At 67.7% G+C, this 13,456-nt stretch carries 14 protein-coding genes; 11 read left to right on the top strand and 3 right to left on the bottom strand.

Annotated features, from left to right (window positions below):
* Nucleotides 1-13 precede the first annotated feature (13 nt).
* From Taqua_RS02170 to Taqua_RS02135, 8 genes are read left to right on the top strand one after another with little or no spacing between them, the layout of a single operon-like run.
* A complete protein-coding gene (locus tag Taqua_RS02170; protein WP_132961329.1) occupies nucleotides 14-661 on the top strand; it encodes an NADH-quinone oxidoreductase subunit J in 648 nt (215 codons plus the stop codon).
* Complete coding sequence (nuoK, locus tag Taqua_RS02165) at nucleotides 658-978, top strand: NADH-quinone oxidoreductase subunit NuoK (protein ID WP_132961330.1); 321 nt, start codon at nucleotides 658-660, stop codon at nucleotides 976-978. The genes Taqua_RS02170 and nuoK overlap by 4 nt, the downstream gene beginning before the upstream one ends.
* A gap of 28 nt (nucleotides 979-1,006) precedes the next feature.
* Nucleotides 1,007-3,037, top strand: a complete 2,031-nt coding sequence (gene nuoL, locus Taqua_RS02160; RefSeq protein ID WP_144324393.1) for an NADH-quinone oxidoreductase subunit L — start codon at nucleotides 1,007-1,009, stop codon at nucleotides 3,035-3,037.
* 13 nt (nucleotides 3,038-3,050) lie between these two features.
* Nucleotides 3,051-4,526: an NADH-quinone oxidoreductase subunit M gene (locus Taqua_RS02155; protein WP_132961332.1), complete on the top strand. Its 1,476-nt coding sequence runs from the start codon at nucleotides 3,051-3,053 to the stop codon at nucleotides 4,524-4,526.
* A gap of 36 nt (nucleotides 4,527-4,562) precedes the next feature.
* Nucleotides 4,563-6,044: an NADH-quinone oxidoreductase subunit NuoN gene (gene nuoN, locus Taqua_RS02150; RefSeq protein WP_144324392.1), complete on the top strand. Its 1,482-nt coding sequence runs from the start codon at nucleotides 4,563-4,565 to the stop codon at nucleotides 6,042-6,044.
* A 19-nt stretch (nucleotides 6,045-6,063) separates the two neighbouring features.
* Nucleotides 6,064-6,363, top strand: a complete 300-nt coding sequence (locus Taqua_RS02145; protein WP_144324391.1) for a DUF2818 family protein — start codon at nucleotides 6,064-6,066, stop codon at nucleotides 6,361-6,363.
* 20 nt (nucleotides 6,364-6,383) lie between these two features.
* Complete coding sequence (locus tag Taqua_RS02140) at nucleotides 6,384-6,989, top strand: NUDIX domain-containing protein (RefSeq protein ID WP_144324390.1); 606 nt, start codon at nucleotides 6,384-6,386, stop codon at nucleotides 6,987-6,989.
* Entirely contained in the window at nucleotides 6,986-7,447 is a 462-nt protein-coding gene (locus tag Taqua_RS02135; RefSeq protein WP_144324389.1) for a DUF1178 family protein, read from the top strand. Before Taqua_RS02140 ends, Taqua_RS02135 begins: the two co-directional genes overlap by 4 nt.
* A gap of 3 nt (nucleotides 7,448-7,450) precedes the next feature.
* Here Taqua_RS02135 and Taqua_RS02130 read toward each other — a convergent pair whose 3' ends face one another.
* A complete protein-coding gene (locus Taqua_RS02130) occupies nucleotides 7,451-8,755 on the bottom strand; it encodes a Glu/Leu/Phe/Val family dehydrogenase (protein ID WP_144324388.1) in 1,305 nt (434 codons plus the stop codon).
* A gap of 147 nt (nucleotides 8,756-8,902) precedes the next feature.
* Here Taqua_RS02130 and Taqua_RS02125 point away from each other — a divergent pair, with 147 nt between their 5' ends.
* Together Taqua_RS02125 and Taqua_RS02120 are read left to right on the top strand one after the other, a co-directional pair.
* A complete protein-coding gene (locus tag Taqua_RS02125; RefSeq protein ID WP_144324387.1) occupies nucleotides 8,903-9,601 on the top strand; it encodes a CoA pyrophosphatase in 699 nt (232 codons plus the stop codon).
* Nucleotides 9,598-10,527, top strand: coding sequence for a CobD/CbiB family protein (locus Taqua_RS02120; RefSeq protein WP_144324386.1), 930 nt, complete (start codon nucleotides 9,598-9,600; stop codon nucleotides 10,525-10,527). Before Taqua_RS02125 ends, Taqua_RS02120 begins: the two co-directional genes overlap by 4 nt.
* Nucleotides 10,528-10,543: 16 nt before the next feature.
* On the opposite strand, the gene rsgA is transcribed toward Taqua_RS02120, so the two are convergent.
* Both rsgA and Taqua_RS02110 read right to left on the bottom strand, forming a co-directional pair.
* Nucleotides 10,544-11,482 carry a ribosome small subunit-dependent GTPase A gene (gene rsgA / locus Taqua_RS02115; protein ID WP_144324385.1) on the bottom strand — a complete coding sequence of 313 codons (939 nt, stop codon included), beginning with the start codon at nucleotides 11,480-11,482 and terminating at the stop codon, nucleotides 10,544-10,546.
* Nucleotides 11,479-12,756 (bottom strand): M48 family metallopeptidase, encoded by a 1,278-nt coding sequence (locus tag Taqua_RS02110; protein WP_144324384.1) that lies wholly within the window; start codon nucleotides 12,754-12,756, stop codon nucleotides 11,479-11,481. The genes rsgA and Taqua_RS02110 overlap by 4 nt, the downstream gene beginning before the upstream one ends.
* Nucleotides 12,757-12,812: 56 nt before the next feature.
* Between Taqua_RS02110 and orn the strand changes: the two genes are divergently transcribed.
* Nucleotides 12,813-13,415, top strand: coding sequence for an oligoribonuclease (gene orn / locus Taqua_RS02105; protein WP_144324383.1), 603 nt, complete (start codon nucleotides 12,813-12,815; stop codon nucleotides 13,413-13,415).
* Nucleotides 13,416-13,456 lie beyond the last annotated feature (41 nt).

The following is a 13,456-nucleotide window of genomic DNA, read 5'->3' as shown; positions in this document are numbered from 1 at the left end:
GGGCGAACAGACCATGGATTTCGTCGCTGGATTTTTCTACCTGTTTTCAGCGGTGCTGCTGCTGGCGGCGCTGCGCGTCGTCACAGCGCGCAACCCCGTGCACGCGGTGCTGTACCTGATGCTGGCGTTTTCGCAAGCCGCGGCGCTGTGGCTGCTGCTGAAGGCGGAGTTCCTCGGCATCGCGCTGGTGCTGGTGTACCTGGGCGCGGTGATGGTGTTGTTCCTGTTCGTCGTGATGATGCTCGACATCAACGTCGACGCGATGCGCGCGGGCTTTTGGAAACACCTGCCCCTGGCGCTGCTGCTGGGCGCGGTGGTCAGCGCCGAGCTGATCGCGGTGGTGTGGGCGGGCTTTCCCACCGCCACGGCCGACCCCGCGGTGGCCAGCCGCGCGATGCACGCGCCGGACCACAACAACACGCTGGAGCTGGGTCGGCTGTTGTACCGTGACTACCTGTACCCGATCCAGGTCGCCGCGGTGATCCTGTTGGTGGCCATGATCGCGGCCATCGCGCTGACGCTGCGCGGCCGCAAAGACACCAAGACCGTCGATCCGTCGCTGCAGGTGCGCGTCAAGGCGACGCAGCGGCTGCGCGTGCTGTCGGTGCCGCCGGCGCGCGTGGCGAGCGCACCCGCCGCCGGCCAGGAGGAGGGGGCATGAACACATTGGGCAGCCTGGGTATCGGGCACTTTCTGTCGGTGGGCGCGATCCTGTTCGCGCTGTCGGTGGTGGGGATTTTTCTCAACCGCAAAAACCTCATCGTGCTGTTGATGGCCATCGAGCTGATGCTGCTGGCGGTCAACCTCAATTTCGTCGCGTTTGCCCACTACCTGGGTGACTTGCACGGGCAGGTGTTCGTGTTTTTCATCCTGACCGTGGCGGCGGCCGAGTCGGCGATCGGCTTGGCGATCCTGGTGCTGTTGTTCCGCAACAAGTCGTCGATCGACGTCGAAACGCTCAACACCCTCAAGGGTTGAGCCCACCACCCGAGCCTCTGTACAGACCATGACGACACTTTCCGCAAGCATGCTGCTGGCCGTGCCGCTGGCCCCGCTCGCCGGGGCGGCCGCGGCCGGCATCTTCGGGACCCGCCTGGGGGGCAACTGGATCGGGCGGCGCTGGGCGCACAGCCTCACCATCCTGGGGGTGCTGGTCGCGTTCATCCTGTCGGCCATCACGCTCAAGCGTGTGGCGCTGGACGGCGCGTATTTCGACCAGACGATCTACGAATGGATGGTCATCGGCGGCCTCAAGATGGAAATCGGCTTCCTGGTCGATGGCCTGACCGCGATGATGATGTGCGTGGTGACCTTCGTGTCGCTGATGGTGCACATCTACACCATCGGCTACATGGAAGACGACCCGGGCTACAACCGCTTCTTCGCCTACATCTCGCTGTTCACGTTCTCGATGCTCATGCTGGTCATGAGCAACAACCTGCTGCAGCTCTTTTTCGGCTGGGAGGCGGTGGGCCTGGTGTCGTACCTGCTGATCGGGTTCTGGTTCAACAAGCCCACGGCCATCTTTGCCAACATGAAGGCGTTTTTGGTCAACCGCGTGGGTGACTTCGGCTTCATCTTGGGCATTGGCCTGCTGGCGGCGTACACCGGCACGCTGAACTACAACGAAATCTTCGACAAGGCGCCGCAGCTGGCCGGTATCGAGTTTCCGTGGTACGTGCTGGGGCAGGACGTGATGCTGGTGACCGTCATCGGCATCTGCCTGTTCATCGGCGCGATGGGCAAAAGCGCCCAGTTCCCGCTGCACGTCTGGCTGCCCGACTCGATGGAAGGCCCCACGCCGATCTCGGCGCTGATCCACGCGGCGACGATGGTGACGGCGGGCATTTTTATGGTCGCGCGCATGTCGCCCATTTACGAGCTGTCCGATGCGGCGCTGAACTTCATCCTGGTCATCGGGGCGATCACGGCGTTTTTCATGGGGCTGCTGGGCATCATCCAAAACGACATCAAGCGCGTGGTGGCCTACTCGACGCTGTCGCAGCTGGGCTACATGACGGTGGCGCTGGGGGCGTCGGCGTACTCGGTGGCGGTGTTTCACCTGATGACGCACGCGTTTTTCAAGGCGCTGCTGTTCCTGGCGGCCGGCTCGGTCATCATCGGCATGCACCACAACCAGGACATCCGCTACATGGGTGGGCTGCGCAAGTACATGCCGATCACGTGGATCACCTTCCTGCTGGGCACGCTGGCGCTGATCGGCACGCCGCTGTTTTCGGGCTTTTATTCCAAGGACGCGATCATCGAGGTGGTGCACGCCAGCAACCTGCCGGCCTCGGGCCTGGCCTACGCCGCGGTGCTGGCGGGTGTGTTCGTGACGTCGTTTTACTCGTTCCGGGTGTACTTCCTGGTCTTCCACGGGCCTGAGCGCTACGACCAAAACCCCGACGCGCACCACGGCCATGACGACCACCACGACGACCACGGCGACGGCAAGCCGCACGAGTCGCCGTGGGTCGTGACCGCGCCGCTGCTGTTGCTGGCGGTGCCGTCGGTGGTCATCGGCTACTTGACCATCGAGCCGATGCTGTTCGGCGAGTTCCTCGCCGCGTCGATCGAGGTCCATGCCGACAGGCACCCGGCGATGGCGGCGTTTGCCGAAGCGTTCCACGGCCCGCTGGCGATGGCGCTGCACGCCTTCAGCACGCCGCCGCTGTACCTGGCGCTGGCCGGCGCCGTCAGCGCCTGGTACCTGTACCTGGTGCGCCCGGACTTGCCAGGCCGCATCGCGCAGGCGCTGCGTCCCATCGTTGTGGTGCTGGAAAACAAGTACTACATGGACTGGATCAACGAGCACATCATCGCCCGCGCGGCGCGCGCGCTGGGCGTGGGACTGTGGAAGGGCGGCGACCGCGGGGTCATCGAGACCGGCGTCGTCAACGCCAGCTGGAAGCTCGTGGGCGCGCTGGCCAGCGTGGTGCGGCGGCTGCAAACGGGCTTTTTGTACCACTACGCCTTCGTGATGATCCTGGGCGTGTTGGCGTTCATGATGTACTTCGTCTGGCTCGCCCGATAAGGAGAACGACAGCATGGGTTTGTTGAGTCTGGCGATTTGGACGCCGATCCTGTTTGGCGCGGTGCTGCTGGCGCTGGGGCGTGACGAGCATGCCGGCGCCGTGCGCTGGACCGCGCTCATCGGGGCGCTGCTCGGGCTGGCCGTGACGGTGCCGCTGATCACCGGCTTTGACACGAGCACGGCGGCGATGCAATTCGTCGAAAAGGCGCCGTGGATCGAGCGCTTCAACGTGCACTACCACCTGGGCGTGGACGGCATTTCGCTGTGGCTGATCCCGCTGACCGCCTTCATCACGGTGATCGTTGTCATCGCCGGCTGGGAGGTCATCACCGAGCGCGTCAACCAGTACATGGGGGCGTTTTTGATCCTGTCGGGGTTGATGATCGGCGTGTTCGCGGCGCTGGACGCGATGCTGTTTTACATCTTCTTCGAAGCCACGCTGATCCCGATGTACATCATCATCGGTATCTGGGGTGGCCCGAACAAGATTTACGCGGCGTTCAAGTTCTTCCTGTACACGCTGCTGGGCTCGCTGCTGATGCTGGTGGCGCTGCTGTACCTGTACAACGTGTCGGGTGGCAGCTTTGACCTGGCCACCTGGTGGAAGCTGCCGCTGGGCGCGGACGTGCAGTCGGCGCTGTTCTTCGCCTTCCTGGCGGCGTTTGCCGTCAAGGTGCCGATGTGGCCGGTGCACACCTGGTTGCCGGACGTGCACGTCGAGGCGCCCACAGGTGGCTCAGCGGTGCTGGCGGCCATCATGCTCAAGCTGGGCGCGTACGGGTTTTTGCGCTTTTCGCTGCCGATCACGCCGGACGCCGCGCATCAGTGGGCGCCGCTGATCATCGGCCTGTCGCTGGTGGCGGTGATTTACGTCGGCCTGGTGGCGATGGTGCAGCAGGATATGAAAAAGCTCGTGGCCTACTCGTCGGTGGCGCACATGGGCTTCGTCACGCTGGGGTTGTTCCTGTTCAACGACCTGGGCGTCAGTGGTGCGCTGGTGCAGATGATCGCGCACGGGTTTGTGTCGGCGGCGATGTTCCTGTGCATTGGCGTGCTGTACGACCGTGTGCATTCGCGCGAAATCAAGGACTACGGCGGTGTGGTCAACACGATGCCGGCGTTTGCCGCCTTTGCCGCGCTGTTCGTGATGGCCAACGCGGGGCTGCCGGGCACGGCCGGCTTTGTCGGTGAGTGGATGGTGATCCTGGCCGCCGTGCGTGAAAACTTCTGGATCGCGATGCTGGCTGCAACGTCGCTGATCCTGGGCGCCGCGTACTCGCTGTGGATGTTCAAGCGCGTGTACCTGGGCGCACCGGTGCATGAGCACGTCAAGGCGCTCAAGGACATCAACGCGCGCGAATACCTGATCCTGGCGCTGCTGGCGGTGATGGTGCTGTACCTGGGCATCCACCCCAAGCCTTTCACCGACGCAATGGACCCGGCGGTGCAGCAACTGCTCAAGCATGTGGCCGTGTCCAAGCTGGGCTGACCGTTGCCTAACCTTTTGCAAGAAAGCGACCTCACGATGATCGATGCCGTCAGTTGGGCCACCGCCACGCCGGAGCTGCTGTTGCTCGGCATGGCGTGCGTGATCGCCCTGTACGACCTGTTCGTCGACACGCCGCTGCGCGATGCCACCTACCGCTTGACCCAGTTGACGCTGGCGGTGGTGGCGGTGTTGGAAGGCTACCTGGCCAGCAGTGGCCAGACGCTGGTGGGCTTTGGTGGCATGATCGTCAGTGACCCGCTGGCCGCGTGGCTCAAATGCTTTGCCACCGTGGCGCTGATGGTGACGCTGGTGTACGCGCGGCCGTACGCCGGCGCGCGCGACATGCTGCGTGGCGGCGAGCTGTTCACGTTGTCGATGTTTGCGCTGCTGGGCATGTTCATCATGATCAGTGGCCACCACTACCTGGTGCTGTACCTGGGTCTGGAGCTGTTGACGCTGTCCAGCTACGCGCTGGTGGCGTTGCGCCGCGACGAGGTGCGCGCCACCGAGGCGGCGATGAAGTACTTTGTGTTGGGGGCGCTGGCCAGCGGTTTCCTGCTGTACGGGTTGTCGCTCGTGTACGGTGCCACCGGCAGCCTGCACGTACCCGCGGTGGCGCAGGCGGTGGCCGGCGGCGTGCGCGAGCCGCTGGTGTTGACGCTGGGCATTGTGTTCGTCGTTGCCGGGCTGGCGTTCAAGCTGGGCGTGGTCCCGTTCCACATGTGGGTGCCGGACATCTACCACGGTGCGCCCACGGCGGTGACCTTGCTGATCGCCGGCGCGCCCAAGCTGGCGGCGTTCGCCATCGTCGTGCGGTTGCTGGCCGAGAGCCTGCCGCTGGCCGCGGCGCAGTGGCAGCCCATGCTGGCCACGCTGGCGGTGGCGTCGTTGCTGGTGGGCAACCTGGCCGCGATCGCGCAGCGCAACGTCAAGCGCATGCTGGCGTTTTCGACGATTGCGCAGATGGGCTTCATGCTGTTGGCGCTGGTGGGCGGTGTGGCCGATGGCGGCCGTGGCGGCATGGCCGACGCCTGGGGCGCGGCGATGTTTTACATCGTTACCTACATGCTGACGACGCTGGCGACCTTCGGCGTGCTGTTGCTGCTCACCCGCGCCGGCTTCGAGTCCGAGGACATCGAGGACTTCGCCGGGCTCAACCAGCGTAGCCCCCTGTACGCGGGCGTGTTGGCGGCGTGCCTGTTTTCGCTGGCCGGTGTGCCGCCGCTGGTGGGCTTTTACGCCAAACTGGCCGTGCTGCAGGCGCTGCTGGCTTCGGGTGCCGAAGCGGCCGTGGGCTTGGCGGTGTTTGCCGTGCTGGCCTCGCTGGTGGGGGCGTTCTACTACCTGCGCCTCATCAAGGTGATGTACTTTGATGCGCCGGTGCAGACCGCGCCCATCGAAGCGCCACTGGCCACCCGCGCGGTGCTCACCGTCAACGGCGCGCTGGTGCTGGTGCTGGGGGTGTTGCCGGGCGGCCTCATGACCCTGTGTGTCCAGGCGCTGCGCGCGGTCTTGTAAGCCCCGCTAGACTAAGGGCATGGGGCTACAAACCGCCGTCTGGACCGTGATTGGGTTGGCCATCGTGGGGGCCAACCTGCCGTTTGTCAACCAACGCTGGTTGGCGTTGCTGCCGGCCCGCGGCGGCGTCAAGCCGTTGTGGGGGCGCTTGCTGGAGCTGGTGCTGCTGTATTTCGCCGTGGGTGGCGTGTCGCTGGCGCTGGAAGCGCAGGTGGGCCAGATCTACCCGCAGCGTTGGGAGTTTTACGCCGTGACCGCGGCCATGTTTGCCACGCTGGCCTTTCCCGGCTTCGTGTGGCGCTACCTGGTGCGCCACTGACGTGCCGTGGAGCCACCCGCGTGCACCCGCAACCCGACGACCTGACTGAGACGCCGCTGCTGCAACGTACGTTGTGGCAGGGCAGTTTTCTGTCGTTGCACCAGGATGACGTGCGCCTGCCGGACGGTGGGCAAGCCCGGCGCGTCTATGTGCGCCACCCGGGCGCGGTGATGGTCGTGCCTATGCTGGATGCGACGCGGCTGGTGGTGGAGCGGCAGTTCCGTTACCCCGTGGGGCGGGTGTTCATCGAGCTGCCCGCCGGCAAGCGGGACCCCGGTGAGACGGGCTGGGCGTGCGCCGCGCGCGAGCTGCGCGAGGAAACCGGTTACGAGGCCGACGAGTGGGCGCGCGCCGGCGTGCTGCACCCGTGCATTGGCTACTCCAACGAGGTGATCGAAATCTGGTTTGCCCGTGGTTTGCGGGCCGGAGCGCGCACGCTCGATGAGGGCGAATTTTTGGACGTGTTGACGGTGTCGGGCGACGAGCTGCTGGCTGCGGTGGCGCGCGGCGAACTGACCGATGGCAAAACACTGGTCGGCCTGCTGTGGTGGCAACAGGTTGTGGCGGGCCGCTGGGCGCTGTCCTGGCGGCCGACGTCGGCCTGGATGCAGGAGACGCGTCCATGAAGGTGCTGGACTTGGTCTGCGAGCACGGGCACATTTTCGAAGGCTGGTTTGGCTCGGAAGACGATTACACGCACCAACGCGAAACCGGCCTGTTGGCGTGCCCGGTGTGTGGCAGCCGCGCCGTGCACAAGGGGGTGAGCGCCCCGTACGTCCAAACCCGCCGGGCCGCTGAGCGTGCGCCCGCGCCGTCGGCCGAGGCGCCCGCTGAGCCCGTCGCACCGATGAGTCGCCAGGCGCAGGCCGAGCTGCTGCGGCGCCTGCGGGCCTGGGTGCGCAGCGCGGAGGACGTGGGCGAGCGCTTCGTCGACGAAGCGCGGGCGATGCACGCCGGCCAGGCGCCCGAGCGCCGCATCCGCGGCCGCGCCACGCTGGCCCAGGCCGCCGAGCTGTGGGAGGAGGGCATCGCGGCGCTGCCGCTGCCCGACACCCCCTTGCTGGACGACGGCGCGCTGCATTGAGGCTCAGGGGTACAACCCGCGTAGGTCGCGCGCGCGCAGGATGCGCTCGCAGGCCACGATGAAGGTGGCCGTGCGCAAGGTGACGCCCTTGTCGTCGGCCACGTGCCACACGGCGTCCAGCGCGTTGTTCATCACCGCCACCAGGCGCTGGTTGATCTCCTCCTCGGTCCAGAAAAAGCTGGAAAAATCCTGCACCCACTCAAAGTAGCTCACCGTGACGCCACCGGCGTTGGCGATGACGTCGGGCACGATCAGCACGCCGCGCTCGTTCAGGATGTCGTCTGCCGTGGGGGTGGTGGGGCCGTTGGCGCCTTCGATGATCAGGCGCGCCTGGATGCGGTGGGCGTTGGCTTCGGTGATTTGCTGCTCCAACGCGGCGGGGATCAGGATGTCGCACGGGGTGTCCCAGAACTGCTCGCGCGGCAGCGCCTGCGCCCCCTCGAAGCCCGCCACCGACCCGGTGGCTTTGGCATGGCGCAGCAGCGCGGGCACGTCCAGACCCGCCTCGGCGTAAACGCAGCCGGCGTGGTCTTGTACGGCGACGACGCGCGCGCCCGCTTCGGCAAACAGTTTGGCGGCGATGCCGCCCACGTTGCCAAAACCTTGCACAGCCACGCGCGCGCCGGCGATGTCGAGCCCCATGCGCCGCGCCGCTTGCACACCCACCGTGTACACGCCGCGCCCGGTGGCTTCGTGGCGGCCCAGCGAGCCACCGAGGCTGATGGGTTTGCCGGTGACCACGCCGGTGGCGGTTTCGCCGACGTTCATCGAGTAGGTGTCCATCATCCAGGCCATGACGCGCTCGTTGGTGTTGACGTCCGGGGCCGGGATGTCTTTGGTGGGACCGATGATGATGCCGATTTCGCTCGTGTAGCGGCGTGTCAGCCGCTCCAGTTCGGGCAGCGACAGCTTGCGCGGGTCAACCCGGATGCCTCCTTTGGCACCTCCGAAAGGCACGTTGACAGCGGCGTTTTTGATCGACATCCACGCCGCCAGCGCCATCACTTCGGACAGGGTCACATCCTGGTGGTAGCGCACGCCGCCCTTGCCCGGGCCGCGCGAGGTGTTGTGCTGCACGCGGTAGCCTTCGAAGTGCGCCACCGTGCCGTCGTCCATCTGGATGGGGACATCGACGACCAGGATGCGTTTGGGGCGCTTGAGGGTTTCGACCCAGCGCGCCAGGTTGCCCAGGTAAGGTGTGACGCGGTCGACCTGTTGCAGAAAAATCTCCCACGGACCCAGGTGGTGCGGGTCGAGGTAGGAGGGCAGGGCGTGGCTGGTGGCCACGCGGATTGGGTTGTCGCTCATGGCAGACGTCTACAGGGTTGAACACGGCGCGCAGCATAGCCGCGCGGTGGGGCGCTGTCCAGCGCCGTTGGGGGATGGCGTTATGCACGGCATGCATGGGTGTGCCCTGCGGTGGGCAGGGCACAATGGGGGCCCCAGGAGCAAGCGATGAGCAGGCCCAGTTTCGACCCGCGCCAAGTGCCCGTGGTGGCGGTGGACACGCATTTGCCGCGTGTGGCGGTGGAGCGCCTCACGCCCGCGTGGTTGCGGCAGGTGTTTCAGGCCCCCCCTGCGTGGACCCCGGAGCTGCGTGCCGAGCCACGCTGGGTGGACGGACCGGCGCGCCCGGCGGCCGTGCTGGTGCCGCTGGTGTGGCGCGCGGGCCCGCAGGTGCTGCTGACCCAGCGCCCGTTGCACCTGCCCACCCACGGGGGGCAGGTGGCGTTTCCGGGTGGCAAGCTCGACCCGGCCGACGGCGGCGACCCGGTGCGCTGCGCGCTGCGCGAAGCGGCCGAGGAGGTGGGCATGCCGCCGGCGTGGGTTGAGCCGCTGGGGGCGCTGCCGACGTATAGCACCGGTTCGGGCTTTGATATCACGCCGGTCGTCGCACTGGTGCGTCCCGAGGGGGCTTGGCGGCCCGACCCGCGCGAGGTGGACGACGTGTTCGAGGTGCCGCTGGCGCATCTGATGGACCCGCGCCACCACCGGCACCATGAGCTCGTGCTGGGCGATGTGCGCCGGCGCTGGCTGTCGATGCCGTACGACGACGGTGGCACCGAGCGCTTCATTTGGGGGGCCACCGCCGGCATGCTGCGCAACCTGTACCGGTTTTTGCTGGCGGCCAGCACCGCTATCATGCAGCCATGACGTTGTTTGCCCTGCTGTTGGCGTTGCTGATCGACCAGGCCTGGCGGCCCGCGGCGCCGCTGTCGGCCTCGGCCCCGTTGGCGGGCTGGGCGGAGACGGTGCGCCGCCAGCTCGACGCGGGGCACAGCGCCCAGGGGTGGTTGGTGTGGGCGGTGGCGGTGGTGGTGCCGGCGCTGTTGGTGGCGCTGGTGCATGGGTTGCTGTGGCAGCTGCACGGGCTGTTGGCGCTGGCCTGGAGCGTGGCGGTGTTGGTCAGCTCGCTGGGGTTTCGGCATTTCAGCCACCCGTTCACCGAGATACGCTTTGCCCTGGAAAGCGGTGACGAGGCACGCGCCCGCACGCTGTACGCCCAGTGGCGTGGCGTGCCGGCGGTGGATTGGCCGCGCGAGGAGCTGCTGCGCCGGGTGATTGCCCATGGCGTGCTGGATGCGCACCGGCACGTGCTGGGGGTGGCGGTGGCCTACGTGGTGTTGGCGGCGTTGGGCCTGGGGCCGGCGGGGGCCGTGCTGTACCGGCAGGCCGAGCGCCTGGGCCGCGCGTGGGCAGGCGAGGCATCCTGCGCACCGATGGAGCCGGTCAGTCCGGCGGTGGCGTCGGCGGCGCGGCAGGGCTGGTGCTGGGTGGACGCGTTGCCGGCGCGGGCCACCGCATTGGCGTTTGCCGTCGTCGGCCACTTCGAGGATGTGCTGGAGCGCTGGCGCGCACACGCCACGCCCTGGAACACGCCCAGCGATGCGCTGCTGCTGGCCGCCACCGAAGGTGCGATCCACGTGCGCTTGCTACCGGGCGAGCTGGCCGAGCTCGACACCCAGGCGTGGCCCGCACCGCAGTTGAGCCATCTGGCGGCCCTGGTGGGGTTGGTGTGGCGCAGCGTGGTGCTGTGGATGCTGCTGTTGGGCCTGACGGTGCTGGTGCGGCTGTTCTGAGCGCGGGGCTGGCGCGTCAGCCGTGCGCCCGGGCGCGGCTCAGCTCGTCGTACAACGCCTGGTACAGCTGCCAGCGGCGTGGGGACAACGGGCCCTGCGGCGCCAGCGCTGCGCGCACGGCGCAGCCCGGTTCCTGGCGGTGGGTGCAATTGGCAAAGCGGCACCCCCCGACCAGCGCGGCGATGTCCGGCATCAGGCTGGCCAGGCGGCGCGGCTCGATGTGGTGCAGCCCAAACGCGTGGAACCCGGGCGAGTCGACGATGGCGCCGCTGCGCGCCTCGTCCAGCCAGTACCACGTGGTGTGGGTGGTGGTGTGGCGCCCGGTGCCGAGCGCGCGCGAAATGGCCTGGGTTTGCGCCTGCGCAGATGGCACCAGCCGGTTGACCAGCGTGCTCTTGCCCACGCCTGAAGCGCCGATGATCAGCGTGGCGCGTCCGCGCAGATGGGACACCAGCGTATCGAGGCCGTCGTCGGGCAGCGCGCCGCCCACGCACAGCGGCAGCACCGTTTCGCCCATCGCGCGGTACGGCTCCAGACGCTGCCAGGCGTCGTCGAAGGCGGGTTGCACGTCGCGTTTGTTCAGCACGATCAGCGGTGCGACGTCGGCGTCGCGAGCGGCGATCAATGCGCGCGTGAGGTGTTCGTCGGAAAACACCGGCTCGGCCGCCAGCATGATCAACACCTGGTCCATGTTGGCCGCCAACGTCTTGGTGCGCAGCTCGTCTTGGCGCCGCAGCAGGCTGCGGCGCGGGTGGATGGCGGTGATGACGCCCTCATCCCCGGAGGGCAGCCAGTCCACCATGTCGCCGACCACGGCATCGGTGCGTTTGCCGCGCGGGTGGCAGCGCACGCGCCGGCCATCGTCCGTTTCCACCAGCAGGTGCCGTCCGTAGCTGGCGACCACGCGCCCGCGGGCGCTGGTGACGTGGATGGGGCTGTGGGGGCGTGCACTCATGCGGCGTTGGGCAGCCGTTGCAGGCGCTGCAGCAACGGTGGGTGGGTGTAAAAAAAGCGCACGTACCACGGGTCGGGCGTGACCGTGGCGGCGTTGTCACGGTGCAACCGCAGCAGCGCGTCACGCAGCGCCCGGGCGTCGGCGTGCCGGGTGGCGTAGGCGTCGGCGGCGAACTCGTCGCGGCGTGACCAGGCGGCCATCAACGGCGCGGCCCAAAAGCCCGCCTGCGGCAGCACCAGCAAAAACAGCAGCAGCGCGCGGGCAGCGTTGCCCCCGGCCAGGTCGGGCGTGACGCCCAGCCCGAAGTAGAACCACGGCTGCTGCCCAAGCCACGCCAGCAGTGCCAACGCCGCGGCGCTGCCGGCCCCGAGCAGGGCCAGCCGCCGTGGGATGTGGCGCAGTTGGGCGTGGCCCAGTTCGTGCGCCAGCACCGCCTCGATCTGCGCGGGAGCCAGTTGCTGCAGCAGCGTGTCGAACAGCACGACGCGCTTGGATCGCCCCAGGCCGGTGAAATAGGCGTTGGCATGGGCGCTGCGGCGGCTGCCGTCCATCACATACACCCCTTGCGCCTGCAGCCCGCAGCGTTGCAGCAGCGCGGTCAGGCGCTGGTGCAGCTCACCGTCGGGCGGCAGGGGCTCGAAGCGGTTGAACCACGGCGCGATCCAGCGCGGCCACACCACCATCAGCAGCAGGTTGAAGCCCATCCACAGGCCCCACGCCCACACCCACCACCACGGGCCGGCATGCTCCATCAGCGCCAGCAGGCCCAGCACCAGCGGCAACCCCAGCAGCGCCGCCACCACGGCGGCTTTGAGGCCGTCGGCCAGCCACAGCGCCAGCGTCGTGCGGTTGAAGCCGAAGCGCGCTTCCAGCCGGAACGTGCGCCACCATGCCAGCGGCAGCTCCAACAGCGCCCCGATCAGCGTGAACGCGGCCACCAGCGCCACCTGTTGCAGCAGCCCCGGCCCGAGCCAGGCCAGCAAGGCCTTGTCCAGCGCTTCCAGCCCCCCCAGCAGTGTCCAGCCGACCACGATGGCGGTTTGCGCGGTGGCTTCCCACAGCGCAAGCCGGCTGCGCGCCAACGTGTAGTCCGCCGCGCGGCGGTGCGTGGTGAGGTCGAGGTGATCCGCCAGCGGGGGCGGCACGTGCGCGCGGTGGCGGGCCACGTGGCGCATCTGGCGCGTCAGCAACCAGGCGCGCACCAACCACTGCGCCAGCAGCAGCGCGGCAAAGGCTGCGCTGCACAGCAACGCTGCAGGTATACCATTGTCCATGGGCAAGAAGTCTAGTGCAAGCCCGGGGCGGGGGCGCCATCGGCGACAATCGCCCCATGGACAACCCGCAACACCTGCCTGAAACCTTGGACACCGAAGCGCTGGCGTTGCCGCGCAGCGACCAAAACCTGGTGTGGATCGATTGTGAGATGACCGGGCTGGACCCGGAGCGCGACCGTCTGCTGGAGGTGGCCGTGGTGGTCACCGGTCCCAACCTGACGCCGCGCATCGAGGGGCCGGTGCTGGTGATACACCAAGACGACGCCGTGCTGGACGCCATGGACAGCTGGAACAAGGGCACCCACGGCAAAAGCGGTCTGATCGACAAAGTGCGCGCCAGCACCACGACCGAGGCCGAGGCCGAGGCGTTGCTGCTGGATTTCATCGCCCGCTACGTGCCCAAGGGCAGCTCGCCGATGTGCGGCAACAGCATCGGGCAGGACCGCCGTTTTCTGGTCAAGTACATGCCGCGGCTGGAGGCGTTTTTCCACTACCGCAACCTGGACGTCAGTACGCTCAAAGAGCTGGCCAAGCGTTGGCGGCCCGAGGTGTACAAGGCGTTCCAGAAGCAGCAGCGCCACACGGCGCTGGCCGACGTGCACGAGTCGATCGACGAGCTGCAGCACTACCGCGATCACTTTTTGCGTTTGCCGGGGTGAAGCGCCGCGCTGCGGCCGGGGTTTCAGGGTAAGCTTGCGCG

The sequence above is a fragment of the Tepidimonas aquatica genome, from assembly GCF_007556585.1.
GTDB lineage: Bacteria > Pseudomonadota > Gammaproteobacteria > Burkholderiales > Burkholderiaceae_C > Tepidimonas > Tepidimonas aquatica.
Note: the sequence above shows the minus strand (reverse complement) of the source record. Positions and strands in the feature narration are given on the sequence as shown.

Excerpts from the sequence above, each read along its gene's own strand:
- nuoN (WP_144324392.1), top strand. The coding sequence starts at position 4,563 with ATGATCGATGCCGTCAGTTGGGCCACCGCCACGCCGGAGCTGCTGTTG.
- Taqua_RS02120 (WP_144324386.1), top strand. The coding sequence starts at position 9,598 with ATGACGTTGTTTGCCCTGCTGTTGGCGTTGCTGATCGACCAGGCCTGG.
- Taqua_RS02130 (WP_144324388.1), bottom strand. The coding sequence starts at position 8,755 with ATGAGCGACAACCCAATCCGCGTGGCCACCAGCCACGCCCTGCCCTCC.
- rsgA (WP_144324385.1), bottom strand. The coding sequence starts at position 11,482 with ATGAGTGCACGCCCCCACAGCCCCATCCACGTCACCAGCGCCCGCGGG.
- Taqua_RS02145 (WP_144324391.1), top strand. The coding sequence starts at position 6,064 with ATGGGGCTACAAACCGCCGTCTGGACCGTGATTGGGTTGGCCATCGTG.
- Taqua_RS02155 (WP_132961332.1), top strand. The coding sequence starts at position 3,051 with ATGGGTTTGTTGAGTCTGGCGATTTGGACGCCGATCCTGTTTGGCGCG.
- nuoL (WP_144324393.1), top strand. The coding sequence starts at position 1,007 with ATGACGACACTTTCCGCAAGCATGCTGCTGGCCGTGCCGCTGGCCCCG.
- Taqua_RS02170 (WP_132961329.1), top strand. The coding sequence starts at position 14 with ATGGATTTCGTCGCTGGATTTTTCTACCTGTTTTCAGCGGTGCTGCTG.
- Taqua_RS02125 (WP_144324387.1), top strand. The coding sequence starts at position 8,903 with ATGAGCAGGCCCAGTTTCGACCCGCGCCAAGTGCCCGTGGTGGCGGTG.
- nuoK (WP_132961330.1), top strand. The coding sequence starts at position 658 with ATGAACACATTGGGCAGCCTGGGTATCGGGCACTTTCTGTCGGTGGGC.
- Taqua_RS02135 (WP_144324389.1), top strand. The coding sequence starts at position 6,986 with ATGAAGGTGCTGGACTTGGTCTGCGAGCACGGGCACATTTTCGAAGGC.
- Taqua_RS02110 (WP_144324384.1), bottom strand. The coding sequence starts at position 12,756 with ATGGACAATGGTATACCTGCAGCGTTGCTGTGCAGCGCAGCCTTTGCC.
- orn (WP_144324383.1), top strand. The coding sequence starts at position 12,813 with ATGGACAACCCGCAACACCTGCCTGAAACCTTGGACACCGAAGCGCTG.